Below are 15224 nucleotides of genomic sequence, written 5' to 3'. Positions count from 1 at the left end.
TTAAGTATTTTTTTGAGGAAGCGATATGACTCCGTCTGATGTTAAAGCCACCCTATCTTTCTCTGACGGTTCGCCCAGCGTCGAACTGCCGATCTATCAGGGAACGATGGGCCCGGATGTAATCGATATCCGCAAGCTGTACGGCCAGACCGGCAAGTTTACGTATGACCCGGGCTTCATGTCGACGGCGTCGTGCAATTCCGCCATCACGTACATCGATGGCGACAAGGGCGAGCTGCTGTATCGCGGCTACCCGATCGAGCAGTTGGCCACCCACTGCGACTTCCTCGAGACCTCCTATCTGCTGCTCAAGGGCGAACTGCCGAACGCCCAGCAGAAGGACGAATTCGTCAAGACCGTGACCCGTCACACGATGGTGCACGAGCAGATGAACTTCTTCTTCCGCGGTTTCCGTCGTGACGCGCACCCGATGGCTGTGCTGACCGGTTCGGTCGGCGCCTTGTCGGCGTTCTATCACGACTCGCTGGACATCAACAATCCGACGCACCGCGAAGTCTCGGCCATCCGCCTGATGGCCAAGCTGCCGACGCTCGTCGCGATGGCGTACAAGTACAGCATCGGCCAGCCGTTCGTGTATCCGCGCAACGACTTGTCGTACAGCGCGAACTTCATGCGCATGATGTTCGCGAACCCGTGCGAAGAGTACGAGGTCAACGACGTGCTGGTGCGCGCCCTCGACCGCATCCTGATCCTGCACGCCGATCACGAGCAGAACGCCTCCACGTCGACCGTGCGTCTGGCCGGTTCGTCGGGTGCCAACCCGTTCGCCTGTATCGCTGCCGGTATCGCGTGTCTGTGGGGCCCGGCACACGGCGGTGCGAACGAAGCCGCGCTGAACATGCTCGAGCAGATCGGTTCGCCGGACAAGATCCCCGAATTCATCAAGCAGGTGAAGGACAAGAACTCGGGCGTAAAGCTCATGGGCTTCGGTCACCGCGTGTACAAGAACTACGACCCGCGCGCCAAGCTCATGCGCGAGACGTGCTACGAAGTGCTCAACGAACTGGGCCTGCACGACGACCCGCTGTTCAAGCTGGCCATGCAGCTCGAGAAAATCGCCCTGGAAGACGAATACTTCGTGTCGCGCAAGCTGTATCCGAACGTCGACTTCTATTCGGGTATCGTTCAGCGCGCGCTGGGCATCCCGACGTCGATGTTCACCTGCATCTTCGCACTGGCCCGTACCGTGGGCTGGATCGCGCAGTGGAACGAAATGATCGGTGAGCCGGACCAGAAGATTGGTCGTCCGCGTCAGCTGTTCATCGGCCACACGCCGCGCGAAGTCGCGACCATCGACAAGCGCTAAGCCTGTCGGAGGCGTTCGGCACGGCGCCTCCTTGCCGTGCCGGCACCGCAACCTTGCCGAAACGGCAAGGCGGTGCGGCGCCGCAACGAGCCCTCGTTGCGCTATATTCGAAGCCACGGCACAAGCTGCCGTGATTCGCACAAATCCCCGGTTGATCGTGCGTTTACCGCCCGGTTTCCCGGGGATTTCGTATTCCGCCGGCGCGAAAGCGCTATGGCATAATCAAAAGTTCACGGAACGACGTTTGTTCCTACAACGATATTTAGCCCCGCGTTTTTATCATGGCCAAGACGCTGTATGACAAATTGTGGGATGCACATGTCGTGCATACCGAGGACGATGGCACTACGTTGCTCTACATCGACCGTCATCTGTTGCACGAGGTGACCAGTCCGCAGGCGTTTGAGGGGCTAAAACTCGCGCAGCGTCCGGTCTGGCGACTGTCTGCCAACCTCGCGGTGTCGGATCACAATGTGCCGACCACCGACCGCACGCAAGGTATCGCCGATCCGATTTCGCGTCTGCAGGTCGACACGCTCGACAACAACTGCGACAGCTTCGGCATCACCCAATTCAAGATGAACGACCTGCGTCAGGGCATCGTGCACGTGATCGGCCCGGAGCAGGGCGCCACGCTGCCCGGCATGACGGTGGTCTGCGGCGATTCGCACACGTCCACGCACGGCGCGTTCGGTGCACTGGCGTTCGGCATCGGCACGTCTGAAGTCGAGCACACGCTCGCCACGCAGACGCTCCTCATGAAGAAGAGCAAGAACATGCTCGTGAAGGTCGAAGGCACGCTGCCGCGCGGGTGTTCCGCCAAGGACATCGTGCTGGCCGTCATCGGCAAGATCGGCACGGCCGGCGGCACGGGCTACACGATCGAATTCGCCGGCTCGGCGATCCGCTCGCTCACGATGGAAGGCCGGATGACCGTGTGCAACATGGCCATCGAGGCCGGTGCGCGTGCCGGTCTGGTGGCGGTGGACGACACGACGATCCAGTACGTGAAGGGCCGTCCGTTCGCACCCTCGGGCGTGGAATTCCAGCAGGCCGAAGCCTACTGGCGTACGTTCCACACCGATCCGGGCGCCGCGTTCGACCACGTGGTCGAGATCGACGCGAACACGTTGCGCCCGCAAGTGAGCTGGGGCACGTCGCCGGAGATGGTCGTGAGTATCGAAGACCGTGTGCCGGATCCCGAGAAGGAAAAAGACCCGGTCAAGCGCAGTGCCATGGAGCGCGCGCTCGAATACATGGCGCTGACGCCGAACACGCCGATGGCCAGTGTCAACGTCGACAAGGTGTTCATTGGCTCGTGCACCAACTCGCGTATCGAAGATATCCGCGCGGCGGCATACGTTGTGAAGACGCTCGGTCGCCGTGTGGCGCCGAACGTGCGGCTGGCGATGGTCGTGCCCGGGTCGGGGCTGGTGAAGCATCAGGCCGAGCAGGAAGGGCTGGATCAGGTCTTCAAGGCCGCCGGCTTCGAATGGCGCGAGCCGGGCTGCTCGATGTGTCTGGCGATGAATGCCGACCGTCTGGAGCCGGGCGAGCGTTGCGCCTCGACCTCGAATCGTAACTTCGAAGGCCGTCAGGGCGCGGGCGGGCGTACGCACCTCGTGAGTCCGGCGATGGCCGCGGCCGCCGCCATCGAAGGCCATTTCGTCGACGTGCGTCGTCTGGTCTGACGCGCTCGCATCGATATAACCGTCGTTTGACATCGTCTTTGACAGAGAAAAAACCATGAAGAAACTGTGGATGCTGATCGGTGCGATGCTGGTGCTGGGCGTGGCAGGCTGCAACACGATGGCGGGCCTCGGCAAGGATACGCAAGCCGCTGGCTCGGCCCTCGAGAACGCCGCGAAGAAGTGATGCGACGGTGCGTATCGCGCGGGCAATCGCCGCGCGTGCGCACCTACGAAATTTCCGGTTTTGACGGCCAGGGCTCTCCGGGCGCGGCCGCAGCCGAACTGTTTTGATCAGGTGGTTCGTGATGGAAAAATTTACCGTCCATACGGGGTTGGTGGCGCCGCTGGATCGCGAAAACGTCGATACCGACGCGATCATCCCCAAGCAATTCCTGAAGTCGATCAAGCGCACGGGCTTTGGTCCGAACCTGTTCGACGAGTGGCGTTATCTCGATGTCGGCCAGCCGGGCCAGGATTGCAGCGCGCGTCCGCTCAACCCGAACTTCGTGCTCAATCAGCCGCGTTATCAGGGCGCCACGGTGCTGCTCGCACGCAAGAACTTCGGCTGCGGCAGCTCGCGTGAGCACGCCCCGTGGGCGTTGCAGCAATTCGGCTTCCGCGCGGTCATCGCGCCGAGCTTCGCCGACATCTTCTTCAACAACTGCTACAAGAACGGGCTGTTGCCGATCGCGTTGTCGGAGATGCAGGTCGATCACCTGTTCAACGAGACCGCCGCGTTCAACGGCTTTCAGGTGACCATCGATCTGGACAAGCAAGCGGTGATGACGCCCGACGGTCGCGCTTACGAGTTCGACATCGCGCCGTTCCGCAAGTACTGCATGTTGAACGGTTTCGACGACATTGGCCTGACGCTGCGTCACGCCGACAAGATTCGCGCCTACGAGGCCGAGCGGCTCGCCAAGCAGCCGTGGCTCGCAACGCGCCTGCCGGGCTGAGGCCCGCGCACACAAGGAGATCGCATGAAAATTGCAGTGTTGCCGGGTGACGGCATTGGTCCGGAAATCGTGACGGAAGCCGTCAATGTGCTGAACGCACTTGGCGAGACGTTTGAACTGGAAGAAGCGCCCGTGGGCGGCGCCGGCTATGAGGCGGCGGGTCATCCGCTGCCGGACGCCACGCTCAAGCTCGCCAAGGAAGCGGATGCCATTCTGTTCGGCGCCGTGGGCGACTGGAAATACGATTCGCTCGAGCGCGCACTGCGTCCCGAGCAGGCGATTCTGGGGCTGCGCAAGCATCTGCAGCTGTTCGCCAACTTCCGTCCGGCCATCCTGTACAAGGAACTGGCCGATGCATCGAGCCTGAAGCCGGAAATCGTGGCAGGGCTCGATATCCTGATCATTCGTGAGCTGAACGGCGACATCTACTTCGGCCAGCCGAAGGGCTTCCGCCAGTCGCCCGATGGCGCTTTCGAAGGGGCGCGCGAAGGTTTTGATACCATGCGGTATAGCGTGCCGGAAGTGGAGCGCATCGCGCACGTCGCATTTCAGGCCGCAGCCAAGCGCGACAAGCGCTTGTGTTCGGTGGACAAGGCCAATGTGCTCGAGACGTCGCAACTGTGGCGCGACACCATGATCGAGGTCGCCAAGCAGTATCCGGAGGTCGAACTCTCGCACATGTACGTCGACAACGCCGCGATGCAACTGGTCAAGGCGCCGAAGAACTTCGACGTGGTGGTGACCGGCAACATGTTCGGCGATATTCTGTCGGATGAGGCCGCGATGCTCACGGGATCGATCGGCATGCTGCCGTCGGCGTCGCTGGATGCGAATAACAAGGGGCTGTACGAGCCGTCGCACGGTTCGGCGCCCGATATCGCCGGCAAGGGTGTCGCCAATCCGTTGGCCACGATCCTGTCGGCGGCCATGATGCTGCGTTACACGCTGGGCCGTGCGGAACAGGCCGATCGCGTGGAGAATGCGGTGAAGAAGGTGCTGGCGCAAGGTCTGCGCACGCCCGACATCTGGCAGGAAGGCGCGACCAAGGTCGGTACGCGCGAGATGGGTGCGGCAGTGGTTGCCGCGCTATAACGTTGACGGGGCGTCGAGAGACGCCCCTCGGCGCAATTGCAACGATAAGAGAGTGGATAAATGAAAACCGTAGGTCTGGTAGGTTGGCGGGGCATGGTCGGTTCGGTTCTGATGCAGCGCATGCAACAGGAGAACGACTTCGCCTTGATCGAGCCGGTGTTTTTCAGCACCAGCAACGCGGGCGGAAAAGCCCCGTCGATGGCGAAGAACGAGACTTCGCTGAAAGACGCCAATGATGTCAACGAGCTGAAAAAGTGCGACATCATCATTACCTGCCAGGGCGGTGATTACACGACCGAGATCTTCCCGAAGCTGCGCGCGGCGGGCTGGAGCGGCTATTGGATCGACGCGGCCTCGACGCTGCGCATGAAGGACGATGCGATCATCGTTCTCGATCCGGTCAACCTCGACGTGATCAAGCACTCGCTCAGCAAGGGCACCAAGAACTTCGTCGGCGGCAACTGCACGGTGAGCTGCATGCTGATGGGGCTGGGCGGTCTGTTCCAGCATGGTCTGGTCGACTGGCTCACGTCGATGACGTATCAAGCGGCATCGGGCGGCGGCGCACAGCACATGCGCGAGTTGCTCACGCAGTTCGGTAGCATCAACGCCGAAGTCAAGGCGCTGCTGGACGATCCGCACTCGGCCATTCTCGAGATCGACCGCAAGGTGCTCGCGAAGCAGCACGCGCTCACGGCCGACGAGACCAAGCAATTCGGCGTGCCGCTGGGCGGCAACCTGATTCCCTGGATCGACAAGGATCTGGGCAACGGTCAGTCGAAGGAAGAGTGGAAGGGCGGCGCCGAGACCAACAAGATCCTGGGGCTGGGCGACGGTTTCCCGAACACCCGCGCCATTCCGGTGGACGGTCTGTGCGTGCGCATCGGTGCGATGCGTTGCCACAGCCAGGCGCTGACCATCAAGTTGACGAAAGATGTGCCGTTAGACGAGCTGACGGACATCATCGGCCAGGCGAATGACTGGGTGAAGGTGGTGCCGAACACGCGTGAAGCGTCGATGACCGATTTGACGCCTGCGGCGGTGACCGGCACGATGACGATTCCGGTCGGTCGCCTGCGCAAGATGTCGATGGGGCCGGAGTACCTGTCGGCATTCACGGTCGGCGATCAACTGTTGTGGGGCGCGGCGGAACCGCTGCGCCGCATGCTGCGCATCCTGCTCGACGCTTGAGCGTCGCAGCGCATCGGTAAGGCGTGAAGAACGGCGGCCCGCGAGGCCGCCGTCCGCGCTTTGGGAGGCACCCCTTGTAGCCGGGGCGGCCAGTGACAAACGACTGACAGGCCTGACAAGACACAGTGCGGAAATACTCGATCGGCAAGCGTGCAAACTCGTCCCGTAATTCGTTCCGCCTGAGCGCGGCAGCGGCCGTCTTGTGGAGCCTCGGGCTGCTCAACGCCGGTGCGGCGGAGTTCGGCCCGCAGCAGGTGCGCTCGGGCCCGGGCCAGCCATTGCGTGCTGTCATCGTGCTGGGCAACGTGTCGCAGGCGGAAGCCGACGGATTGTCGGTGAAGCTCGCGCCGCGCGACGCCTTCAAGCAGGCCGGTCTGCGCTACGACCCCACACTCGAGAAGCTTTCCGTGTCGGTCTCGCCGACGGCCGGACGCGCGCCCGGTTACAGCGGCACGTATCTCGTGCATGTCGATTCGGCCGAGCCGGTCAGCACGTCGTTCCTCGACCTGTTGCTGGTGCTCGAGTGGCGCACCGGCCGTCAGTCCAATGCCGTGACGCTGTCCGCCATCCCGGAAGCGAGCGCGGCCCAGGCCCAGGCCGTCGTGCCCGCAGCGGCGGCGAGTCAGACCCCGCCCGCGACGTCCACCGCGTCCCCCTCGTCCACCGCCAGCTCCACCTCCGCGTCCGCGACATCTGCCCAGCCGGGCAAGGCGTCTACCGTCGGCGTTGGGGGCGAGCGCAAGGTGGGGCATGGCGAATCGCTGTCGTCGATTGCCCGTGAATTCACGGGCGGCGAAGGCGGGGTGACGCTGGCGCAGATGATGAGCGCGCTGTTCGAGGCAAACCGCTCGGCGTTCATCGGCGACGATCCGAATCGGCTGCGTCAGGGGGCGACGCTCACGCGTCCGTCCGACGCACAAGTGCAAGGTATTCCTCCCGCGCAAGCACGCAAGTTCGTGTCGGCTGCACGGGAACAGTTCGACGCGTATCGCGCGCGGCTGGCCGAATCGACGGCGCAGCAGGCAGCACCGGCCGGTGGCCGCAGTGCACAGGGCGCGATCGAAGCGGGCAAGGCACCGGAAGCTGCCACGCCCGCAACACGCGATGAATTGAAGCTGTCGCGACCCGGTAAGGGAGGGGCGGGCGGCACGGCCGGTCGAACCGGCGGCAGCGAAGAAGCACAAATCGCCCAGGGCAAGGCGCAGGCCGAGGCTCAGGGCAGGGTGAACGAGTTGCAGAAGAACGTTGCAGATCTCCAGAAGTTGTTGGCGATGAAGAATCAGGCCGTCGCCAACCTGGAGCAGCAGGCCGCCACCGCTTCCGGGGCGACTGCGCAGGAAAAGACGGCGAAACCGGCCGCCAGCACGACGACGGCCGCGGCGGCAGCGGCCAAGACGGCACCGAATACCTCCAACGGCAATGGCACGAACGAAACCGACGCCGCTGCGCGCGCTGACAGTGCGGCTGCGAAGGGCGTCGCTTCTGAGGCTGCCGTGGCCGAGGCCGCGGTGGCTGCCTCCGCCGCATCGGCGGGCACGGCGGCATCGGAGGCGGCGGCTGCGGTGGCAGTACCCGCAAGCGATGTCGCCGCGACGGCGGCAGCCAGCGCCGCGGTTGCGCCAGCGAAGCCGGCGCCGAATGGCGCGATGAATTGGCGTGTCGTGAGCCAGAATCCTTATGTGCTGCCGGGCGCTGGCGCGCTGGTGGTGCTGCTCGGTCTGTGGGCACTGTTGCGTCGCCGTCGCGCGGCGGCATCGGTGGGGCAGCCCGGGCCGTATGACGACGGGCGTGATATGCCCGAAGACCACGTGGGCCACGAGGGCCACGATGAGCCGCATGACGGTGCACCGGGTGCTGCGTCGGCGTCGGACGGCATGGCCACGGCGGGTGTGGTGGCGGCTGCGGGTGCCGCAGGCGCCGCGGCACTGTACGCGGCCAATCAAGCGCAAGCCGAAGCGCGGCAGCCAGCGGCCGACGATGCCTGGTCGGCGTCGGACGAAGGCGTTGCCGCCGTTCACGCGATTCAGCACGAGTCCGCGGTGGACGACGCCGGTGGACCCGATGCGTGGAACGCTGAGCCAGTGCCCTTGAACGACGAGTCCGTCGACGAAACCGGCGAAGGTCACGATGTATTGCCGGTGGCGTCGGCCTCCGTGGCGTCGTCTGAAGCGGTGGCTGAGCCGCTCGTGGGCGATGCGGCGGCCCCTGCGCAGGAAACGCCGGCCGAAGCCGCCAGCGAGCCGGAAATCGATTGGGGTGCTGCGTTTGCCGAGGAAGCTGGCAAGGCTGCCGGGGACGCCCACGAGGCGCCCGCCGCCCATGGCGACTCGGCGGCTGCCACGTTGTCGGCGCTGGAAGCGCTGGGTGCCGCCGCCGCTGTCGGCGGTGCTGCCGCTACGTCGGTGCCTGCGCCTGAGTCAAACATTTCCGCGCCGGCCGAGCCCGCCGACGCTTCGCTCGACGGCAGCGTAGCCGGCATGCTGGGCGATCTGGATCTGGCGATCCCGGGACAGGCGGCGCATGTGGGCACGATTTCGAGCGATGCCTTGCCGTCGCTCTCGAAGGGGATGGGTTCGGTGCAGTTCAAGATGGCGCCGATGGACGATCCGCTGCGCTCGCATGCGAGCGCGGACGAGGAAGCGTTCGACGAGCCGGACGGCGAACTGAGCGATGCCGACTTCGACGCCGCGATGCAGCAGGCCAGCCACTCGCCGGTCGCGTCGCGCAGCTATACGGACACCGCGCACGAGGCACCCTCGCTCAAGCCGTTGTCGTTCGATCTATCGGACTTCAGCCTCGATCTGAAGGGCGACGACGCGCAGGCGAGCCCGGCGTTCGTGAGCGCGCCGACGCTGGCAACCGACATCGGAACGGAAGCCCTGATCGAGCACGAGGTGCTGCATGCACCGGCCCCGGAAACGCCGTATGCGGCCGAACCTGCGGCGCCGCAAGTGCCGCAAACGGTTGCGCCGGTGCCCGCCGTGCCGGCGTCACCCGTCGCCGCTGCGTCCGTCGAGCCGGGCGTGCCGGATGAATTCCATACGAAGCTGGAGCTGGCCACTGCGTATCAGACCATCGGTGACGACGAAGGCGCACGCGAACTGCTCGAAGAGGTGATTGCCGGTGGCGACGCCGCGCAGCAGTCCGTCGCCCGCACACGGCTCGCCGAGCTTGGCAAGTGACGCCGAGAAGTTGACGCCACGACAGGCTGACGAAGCCACCACAGATTGACCGTAGTTTGGGGCGCTCGTAGGTTGAGCGCCCATTTTTCTTTTTCATATGCGAATCGCACTGGGCATCCATTACGACGGCACGGCGTTCTCCGGCTGGCAATCGCAGCCGCATGGCAACACCGTGCAACAGACGCTCGAAGCCGCGTTGCGGGACTTCGGCGGCGTTGCGCTGCCCACGACCGTCGCGGGCCGCACCGATACCGGTGTGCACGGCATCGGTCAGGTGGCACATTTCGACACCGACCTGGACCGCGCCATGTTCTCGTGGGTGCGCGGCGTCAACGCGTTTCTGCCCAAGACGGTTGCGGTGCAATGGGCGCAGGCCATGCCGGACGATTTCCACGCCCGATTTACCGCCTTCGAGCGCACGTATTTCTATGTGCTGTACGTGCATCCCGTGCGCTCACCGTTGCTCGAGGGCCGATGCGGCTGGCTGCACACGCCGCTCGATATCGACGCCATGCGCGCCGCGAGTCGAGTGCTGGTCGGCGAGCACGACTTCTCGGCGTTCCGCTCGTCCGAGTGTCAGGCCAAGACGCCGGTGAAACATCTGTATGCCATCGACATCGAGCAGCATGGGCACTTCTTTGTGTTCCGCTTCCGGGCGAGCGCGTTCCTGCATCACATGGTGCGAAATATCATGGGCTGTCTGGTCGCCGTGGGCCGAGGCCGCCAGCCGGCGAGCTGGATGACGGATGTGCTCGCGAGTCTCGACCGTCGTCAGGCGGCACCGACGTTCATGCCGGACGGGCTGTATCTGGCGCGGGTGGGGTATCCTGAGCGTTTCGCGGTCCCCGAGCCCAACTGGGCGGCGTGGCCGTTCCCGATGCCGTGGGCAAGTTCATGAAATCCCGTACCCGAATCAAGATCTGCGGCCTGTCGCAGCCGGCCGACATCGATCACGCGGTGGCGCTGGGCGCCGACGCCATCGGTCTCGTCTTTTACCCGCCGAGCCCGCGCTACGTGGATCTGGCGCGTGCGGCCGAGCTGGCCCGCCGGGTGCCGCCGTATGTGAGTCTGGTCGGCCTGTTCGTGAACGCGACGGCCGACGAGATTGCCCGGACGGTCGAGGCTGTGCCGCTGACCACGCTGCAGTTCCATGGCGACGAAACGCCGGCGCAATGCGCGGTGTTGGCCGCCGCGGCGGGCAATCGTCCTTACATGCGCGCCATGCGTATCGGCCCGGAGACGAAAGACAGTGGCGATTTGCTACAATTCGCCAATGCATACACCGCTGCGCAAGGCATCTTGCTCGATGCCCTGGTCGAAGGCTACGGCGGTGGGGGAAAGGTTTTCGATTGGTCACTTATTCCAAAAGACATCGCGCGTCGGGCCGTTTTGAGTGGTGGCTTGAACGCACACAACGTTGCTGAAGCCATCGGCCGGGTGACGCCTTACGCCGTCGACGTGTCGAGCGGTGTAGAGGCGTCGCGTGGCGTGAAGGATCACGCCCGCATGACGGCGTTCGTGCACGCAGTGCGTGCCGCCGACGCCGAATGAGCAACCCGCCGGAACGCCCGCCTGAGCCGCGCGCCGGTACTGCGAAGAGTGACAACCATGTACGATTTCCCTGACGCCCGCGGCCATTTCGGTCCGTACGGCGGTGTCTTTGTGGCCGAGACGCTGATTCACGCGCTCGACGAGTTGCGCGAGGCCTATGCGAAGTATCAGCACGATCCGGCCTTCCTCGAAGAATTTCATTACGAACTGAAGCACTACGTCGGGCGCCCGTCGCCGATCTATCACGCCAAGCGCTGGAGCCAGGAACTGGGCGGCGCACAGGTGTACCTCAAGCGTGAAGACCTGAATCACACCGGCGCGCACAAGGTGAACAACGTGATCGGGCAGGCGCTGCTCGCGCGTCGCATGGGCAAACGCCGCGTGATTGCGGAGACCGGCGCCGGTCAGCATGGCGTGGCAACGGCGACCATTGCCGCGCGCTTCGGCATGGAGTGTGTGGTCTACATGGGCTCGGAAGACGTCAAGCGTCAGGCGGCCAACGTCTATCGCATGCAACTGTTGGGCGCGACCGTCGTGCCGGTGGAGTCGGGCTCGAAGACCCTCAAGGACGCGCTCAACGAAGCCATGCGCGACTGGGTGACCAACGTCGAGAGCACGTTTTACATCATCGGCACCGTGGCCGGGCCGCATCCGTATCCGATGCTCGTGCGCGATTTCCAGAGTGTGATCGGCGAGGAGTGCAAGGTGCAGATGCCCGAGCTGGCCGGCCGTCAGCCGGATTATGTGCTCGCCTGCGTCGGTGGCGGCTCGAACGCCATGGGTATTTTCTACCCGTATATCGATGTGCCGGACGTCAAGCTGGTGGGCGTGGAAGCGGCGGGCGACGGCATCGAGACCGGCCGTCATGCGGCGTCGATCATCGGTGGCACGCCCGGCGTGCTCCATGGCAACCGCACCTATCTGCTGCAGGACGCCAACGGTCAAATCACCGAAACGCATTCGATCTCGGCAGGCCTGGACTACCCGGGGGTGGGCCCGGAGCACGCGTGGCTGCATGACATCAAGCGTGCCGAGTACGTGGGCGTGACCGATACCGAGGCGCTGCGCGCGTTTCATGACTGCTGCCGGATCGAAGGCATCATTCCGGCGCTGGAGTCGAGCCACGCGCTGGCTTATGCGTGCAAGCTGGCGCCGACGCTGCCGAGCGATCAGATCGTGCTGGTCAATCTCTCGGGGCGCGGCGACAAGGACATGCACACCGTGATGGCGCTGCCCAGGCCGGCGTCGGGCGGGGCATAGGCGACATAGGCGACATAAGCGACATAAGCGAGATCGGCGGCGTCGCGAGACGCCATCGATGGCAGATCCTAAAATCCTCAGATTCCAAGATCCATCAAGGACACCCGAACCAGCATGACCGATCTGACTGATCGCAAGGCGCCACTTGACGTCCTCGGGGCCGAGCGCCCCATGGACGCCACCGAAGCTGCCGCCGCGCGTCTCGAGGCCAGGGAAGCGGCCGGCGAGCTGCGTGCGCGTTGGGCGCCGGGCGACATCACCTTGCGTCATGCCGACTTCCTGGAGCACTTGCACGAGCTGGACGACGGCAGCGTCGATCTGATCCTGGCCGACCCGCCTTACGGGCTCGGCAAGGATTACGGCAACGACTCCGACAAGCGCTCCGGCGAGGATTTCCTCGACTGGACATATGGCTGGCTCGAAGCGGCGATACCGAAGCTCGCGCCGCGCGGCTCGCTGTACCTGTTCTGTACGTGGCAGTACGCCCCCGAGCTGTTCGTGTTCCTGAAGCGGCGCATGCTGATGATCAACGAGATCATTTGGGATCGCCGCGTGCCCAGCATGGGCGGCAGCACCCGGCGGTTCTCGTCGGTACACGACAACGTCGGCTTTTTCGCGGTCTCGAAGGATTACTACTTCGACCTCGATGCGGTGCGGGTGCCGTACGACGCCGCGACGAAGAAGGCGCGCTCGCGCCGTATCTTCGAGGGCAGCAAGTGGCTGGAACTGGGTTACAACCCCAAGGATCTGTGGTCGATCTCGCGATTGCACCGGCAAGACCCCGAACGCGTCGATCATCCGACGCAGAAACCGCTGCATATCATCGAGCGCATGGTGCTGGCCAGTTGCCCGCCCGGCGGTCTCGTGCTCGACCCGTTCATGGGCAGCGGCACGACGGCCGTGGCATGCGCGTTGCACGGCCGGCGTTTCGTCGGCTTCGAGCTGAACGCGCATTACCACGCGCTCGCCCACCAAAGACTTCAGAGACTTTCCGATCATGTCCCGCATTCAAGCGACGTTCCAAGCCTTGCAAGCGCAGGGTAAAAAGGGCCTCATCCCGTTCATCACCGCCGGCGATCCCGAACCGGGCTGGACGGTGAAGCTGATGCATGCGCTGGCCGACAACGGCGCCGACGTCATCGAACTCGGCGTGCCGTTCTCCGACCCGATGGCCGACGGCCCGGTGATTCAACGCGCCTCCGAGCGTGCGCTGGCCCGCGGCGTGAGCCTGGCGGAGGTGCTCGGCTACGTGGCGGTGTTCCGTCAGACCAACGACCGCACGCCGGTCGTGCTCATGGGCTATGCCAATCCGATCGAGGCGATGGGTCTCGACACCTTCGCCGAGCGGGCCGCCAAGGCCGGTGTCGACGGCGTGCTGGTCGTCGACTATCCGCCGGAGGAAGCCGAGACCTACGCCGGGGCCGTGCGTGCGCATGGCATCGATCCGATCTTCCTGCTCGCACCGACCTCGACCGAAGCGCGGATTGCCGCTGTGGCGCGTCAGGCCAGCGGTTATCTCTATTACGTCTCGCTCAAGGGCGTGACGGGGGCGGCGAGCCTGGATCTGGAAAGCGTGGCCGCGAAGATTCCTGAAATCAAGGCCGTCGCACCCCTGCCCGTGGGGGTGGGCTTCGGTATTCGCGACGCCGCGACGGCGCGCGCCATCGCGAGCGTAGCCGACGCCGTGGTCATCGGCAGCGCCATCGTTCAGCGCCTGGAAAACACGCCGCGTGATCTGGAAGGCCATAACGCGGTAAAATCGCTCGCTGAATTCATCGGCGGTATTCGCCAGGCGCTCGACGAGGGCGCCAAATCGGCGTAGATTTGCGGCGTTTGTTCGCGGGGTCGATTCGTCGAACCGCCCGGTGAAACGCTGAATTGACACGGCCGTGTTGCACGGTCGCCAGAAACGCCCGCCCCGCCTGGTGCGGGCGTTTGCCAAGGAGAAACTATGAGCTGGCTCGATAAGCTGCTGCCCCCGAAGATCAAGCAAACCGATCCGACGCAGCGCAACAAGAGCATCCCGGAAGGGCTGTGGATCAAGTGCCCGTCGTGTGAGGCGGTGCTGTATCGCAACGACGTGGAAGCGAATCTGCACGTTTGCCCGAAGTGCGATCACCACATGCGTATCGGTGCCCGTGCACGTCTCGACGCGCTGCTCGATCCGGAAGGCCGTTACGAACTGGGCCAGGAGATCGTGCCGGTCGACGCGCTGAAGTTCAAGGACAGCCGCAAGTACCCGGACCGCATCAAGGAAGCGATGGACGACACCGGCGAGACCGACGCAATGGTGGTCATGGGCGGCGCGATCCATACGCTGCCGGTCGTGGTCGCCTGCTTCGAGTTCGCCTTCATGGGCGGCTCGATGGGGTCGGTGGTCGGCGAGCGCTTCGTGCGTGGCGCGCAGAACGCGCTGGAGCAGGGGGTGCCGTTCGTCTGCGTGACCGCTTCGGGCGGTGCGCGCATGCAGGAAAGCCTGCTCTCGCTCATGCAGATGGCCAAGACCACGGCCATGCTCACCAAGCTGGCCAATGCCAAGCTGCCGTTCATTTCCGTACTGACCGATCCGACGATGGGTGGTGTGTCGGCCAGCTTCGCCTTCCTCGGCGATGTGGTGATCGCCGAACCCAAGGCGCTGATCGGCTTTGCCGGCCCGCGTGTGATCGAGCAGACCGTGCGTGAAAAACTGCCGGAAGGCTTCCAGCGTTCGGAGTTCCTGCTGCAGAAGGGCGCGATCGACATGATCGTCGACCGTCGCAAGATGCGTGAGGAGATTGCTCGCCTGATCGCCCTGATGCAATGCCAGCCGGCGGACGCCGTCGCCTGAGCACGGAAAATTCACGGGCGCGATGGCGTCGCGCGCACTGCCGCGGTGCCCCAAAGGGCGGTGCAACGGCGTAGAATGTCGCAACGCCACGCCGTGCCGCTCATGCGGCGCTTGAACGCATCACTCAGCAGGATAGAAAGCGCGGAC

At 64.5% G+C, this 15224-nt stretch carries 13 protein-coding genes; all 13 read left to right on the top strand.

Annotated elements, in window-relative coordinates:
• Positions 1-25: 25 nt before the first annotated feature.
• The 13 genes from gltA (at position 26) to accD (ending at position 15077) form a co-directional block, all read left to right on the top strand.
• Positions 26-1327, top strand: a complete 1302-nt coding sequence (gene gltA / locus PanNE5_RS21180) for a citrate synthase (protein ID WP_026131784.1) — start codon at positions 26-28, stop codon at positions 1325-1327.
• Positions 1328-1608: 281 nt separating this feature from the next.
• Positions 1609-3018, top strand: coding sequence for a 3-isopropylmalate dehydratase large subunit (gene leuC, locus PanNE5_RS21175; protein ID WP_150563034.1), 1410 nt, complete (start codon positions 1609-1611; stop codon positions 3016-3018).
• 55 nt (positions 3019-3073) lie between these two features.
• Complete coding sequence (locus tag PanNE5_RS21170; RefSeq protein ID WP_017233060.1) at positions 3074-3202, top strand: entericidin A/B family lipoprotein; 129 nt, start codon at positions 3074-3076, stop codon at positions 3200-3202.
• 121 nt (positions 3203-3323) lie between these two features.
• Positions 3324-3974, top strand: coding sequence for a 3-isopropylmalate dehydratase small subunit (gene leuD / locus PanNE5_RS21165; RefSeq protein WP_026131785.1), 651 nt, complete (start codon positions 3324-3326; stop codon positions 3972-3974).
• 24 nt (positions 3975-3998) lie between these two features.
• Complete coding sequence (gene leuB / locus PanNE5_RS21160; RefSeq protein ID WP_017233063.1) at positions 3999-5066, top strand: 3-isopropylmalate dehydrogenase; 1068 nt, start codon at positions 3999-4001, stop codon at positions 5064-5066.
• A 60-nt stretch (positions 5067-5126) separates the two neighbouring features.
• Positions 5127-6257, top strand: a complete 1131-nt coding sequence (asd, locus tag PanNE5_RS21155) for an aspartate-semialdehyde dehydrogenase (protein WP_083902239.1) — start codon at positions 5127-5129, stop codon at positions 6255-6257.
• A gap of 125 nt (positions 6258-6382) precedes the next feature.
• A complete protein-coding gene (locus PanNE5_RS21150; RefSeq protein ID WP_261938761.1) occupies positions 6383-9439 on the top strand; it encodes a FimV/HubP family polar landmark protein in 3057 nt (1018 codons plus the stop codon).
• Between the two features lie 97 nt (positions 9440-9536).
• Positions 9537-10337, top strand: coding sequence for a tRNA pseudouridine(38-40) synthase TruA (gene truA, locus PanNE5_RS21145; RefSeq protein ID WP_017234680.1), 801 nt, complete (start codon positions 9537-9539; stop codon positions 10335-10337).
• Entirely contained in the window at positions 10334-10990 is a 657-nt protein-coding gene (locus PanNE5_RS21140) for a phosphoribosylanthranilate isomerase (protein ID WP_039830481.1), read from the top strand. Before truA ends, PanNE5_RS21140 begins: the two co-directional genes overlap by 4 nt.
• 57 nt (positions 10991-11047) lie before the next feature.
• A complete protein-coding gene (trpB, locus tag PanNE5_RS21135) occupies positions 11048-12250 on the top strand; it encodes a tryptophan synthase subunit beta (RefSeq protein ID WP_017234682.1) in 1203 nt (400 codons plus the stop codon).
• Between the two features lie 171 nt (positions 12251-12421).
• Positions 12422-13294: a DNA-methyltransferase gene (locus PanNE5_RS21130; protein WP_051060234.1), complete on the top strand. Its 873-nt coding sequence runs from the start codon at positions 12422-12424 to the stop codon at positions 13292-13294.
• Positions 13248-14072 (top strand): tryptophan synthase subunit alpha, encoded by an 825-nt coding sequence (gene trpA / locus PanNE5_RS21125; RefSeq protein WP_017234684.1) that lies wholly within the window; start codon positions 13248-13250, stop codon positions 14070-14072. Before PanNE5_RS21130 ends, trpA begins: the two co-directional genes overlap by 47 nt.
• A gap of 129 nt (positions 14073-14201) precedes the next feature.
• Complete coding sequence (accD, locus tag PanNE5_RS21120; RefSeq protein WP_017234685.1) at positions 14202-15077, top strand: acetyl-CoA carboxylase, carboxyltransferase subunit beta; 876 nt, start codon at positions 14202-14204, stop codon at positions 15075-15077.
• Positions 15078-15224 lie beyond the last annotated feature (147 nt).

This window comes from Pandoraea sp. NE5, from assembly GCF_024363545.1.
Taxonomy (GTDB): Bacteria; Pseudomonadota; Gammaproteobacteria; order Burkholderiales; family Burkholderiaceae; genus Pandoraea; species Pandoraea cepalis.
Note: the sequence above shows the minus strand (reverse complement) of the source record. Positions and strands in the feature narration are given on the sequence as shown.

What these genes read in the sequence shown, in the direction of transcription:
- gltA (WP_026131784.1), top strand. Translation starts at nt 26, where the DNA reads ATGACTCCGTCTGATGTTAAAGCCACCCTATCTTTCTCTGACGGTTCG.
- leuC (WP_150563034.1), top strand. Translation starts at nt 1,609, where the DNA reads ATGGCCAAGACGCTGTATGACAAATTGTGGGATGCACATGTCGTGCAT.
- PanNE5_RS21170 (WP_017233060.1), top strand. Translation starts at nt 3,074, where the DNA reads ATGAAGAAACTGTGGATGCTGATCGGTGCGATGCTGGTGCTGGGCGTG.
- leuD (WP_026131785.1), top strand. Translation starts at nt 3,324, where the DNA reads ATGGAAAAATTTACCGTCCATACGGGGTTGGTGGCGCCGCTGGATCGC.
- leuB (WP_017233063.1), top strand. Translation starts at nt 3,999, where the DNA reads ATGAAAATTGCAGTGTTGCCGGGTGACGGCATTGGTCCGGAAATCGTG.
- asd (WP_083902239.1), top strand. Translation starts at nt 5,127, where the DNA reads ATGAAAACCGTAGGTCTGGTAGGTTGGCGGGGCATGGTCGGTTCGGTT.
- truA (WP_017234680.1), top strand. Translation starts at nt 9,537, where the DNA reads ATGCGAATCGCACTGGGCATCCATTACGACGGCACGGCGTTCTCCGGC.
- PanNE5_RS21140 (WP_039830481.1), top strand. Translation starts at nt 10,334, where the DNA reads ATGAAATCCCGTACCCGAATCAAGATCTGCGGCCTGTCGCAGCCGGCC.
- trpB (WP_017234682.1), top strand. Translation starts at nt 11,048, where the DNA reads ATGTACGATTTCCCTGACGCCCGCGGCCATTTCGGTCCGTACGGCGGT.
- PanNE5_RS21130 (WP_051060234.1), top strand. Translation starts at nt 12,422, where the DNA reads ATGGACGCCACCGAAGCTGCCGCCGCGCGTCTCGAGGCCAGGGAAGCG.
- trpA (WP_017234684.1), top strand. Translation starts at nt 13,248, where the DNA reads ATGTCCCGCATTCAAGCGACGTTCCAAGCCTTGCAAGCGCAGGGTAAA.
- accD (WP_017234685.1), top strand. Translation starts at nt 14,202, where the DNA reads ATGAGCTGGCTCGATAAGCTGCTGCCCCCGAAGATCAAGCAAACCGAT.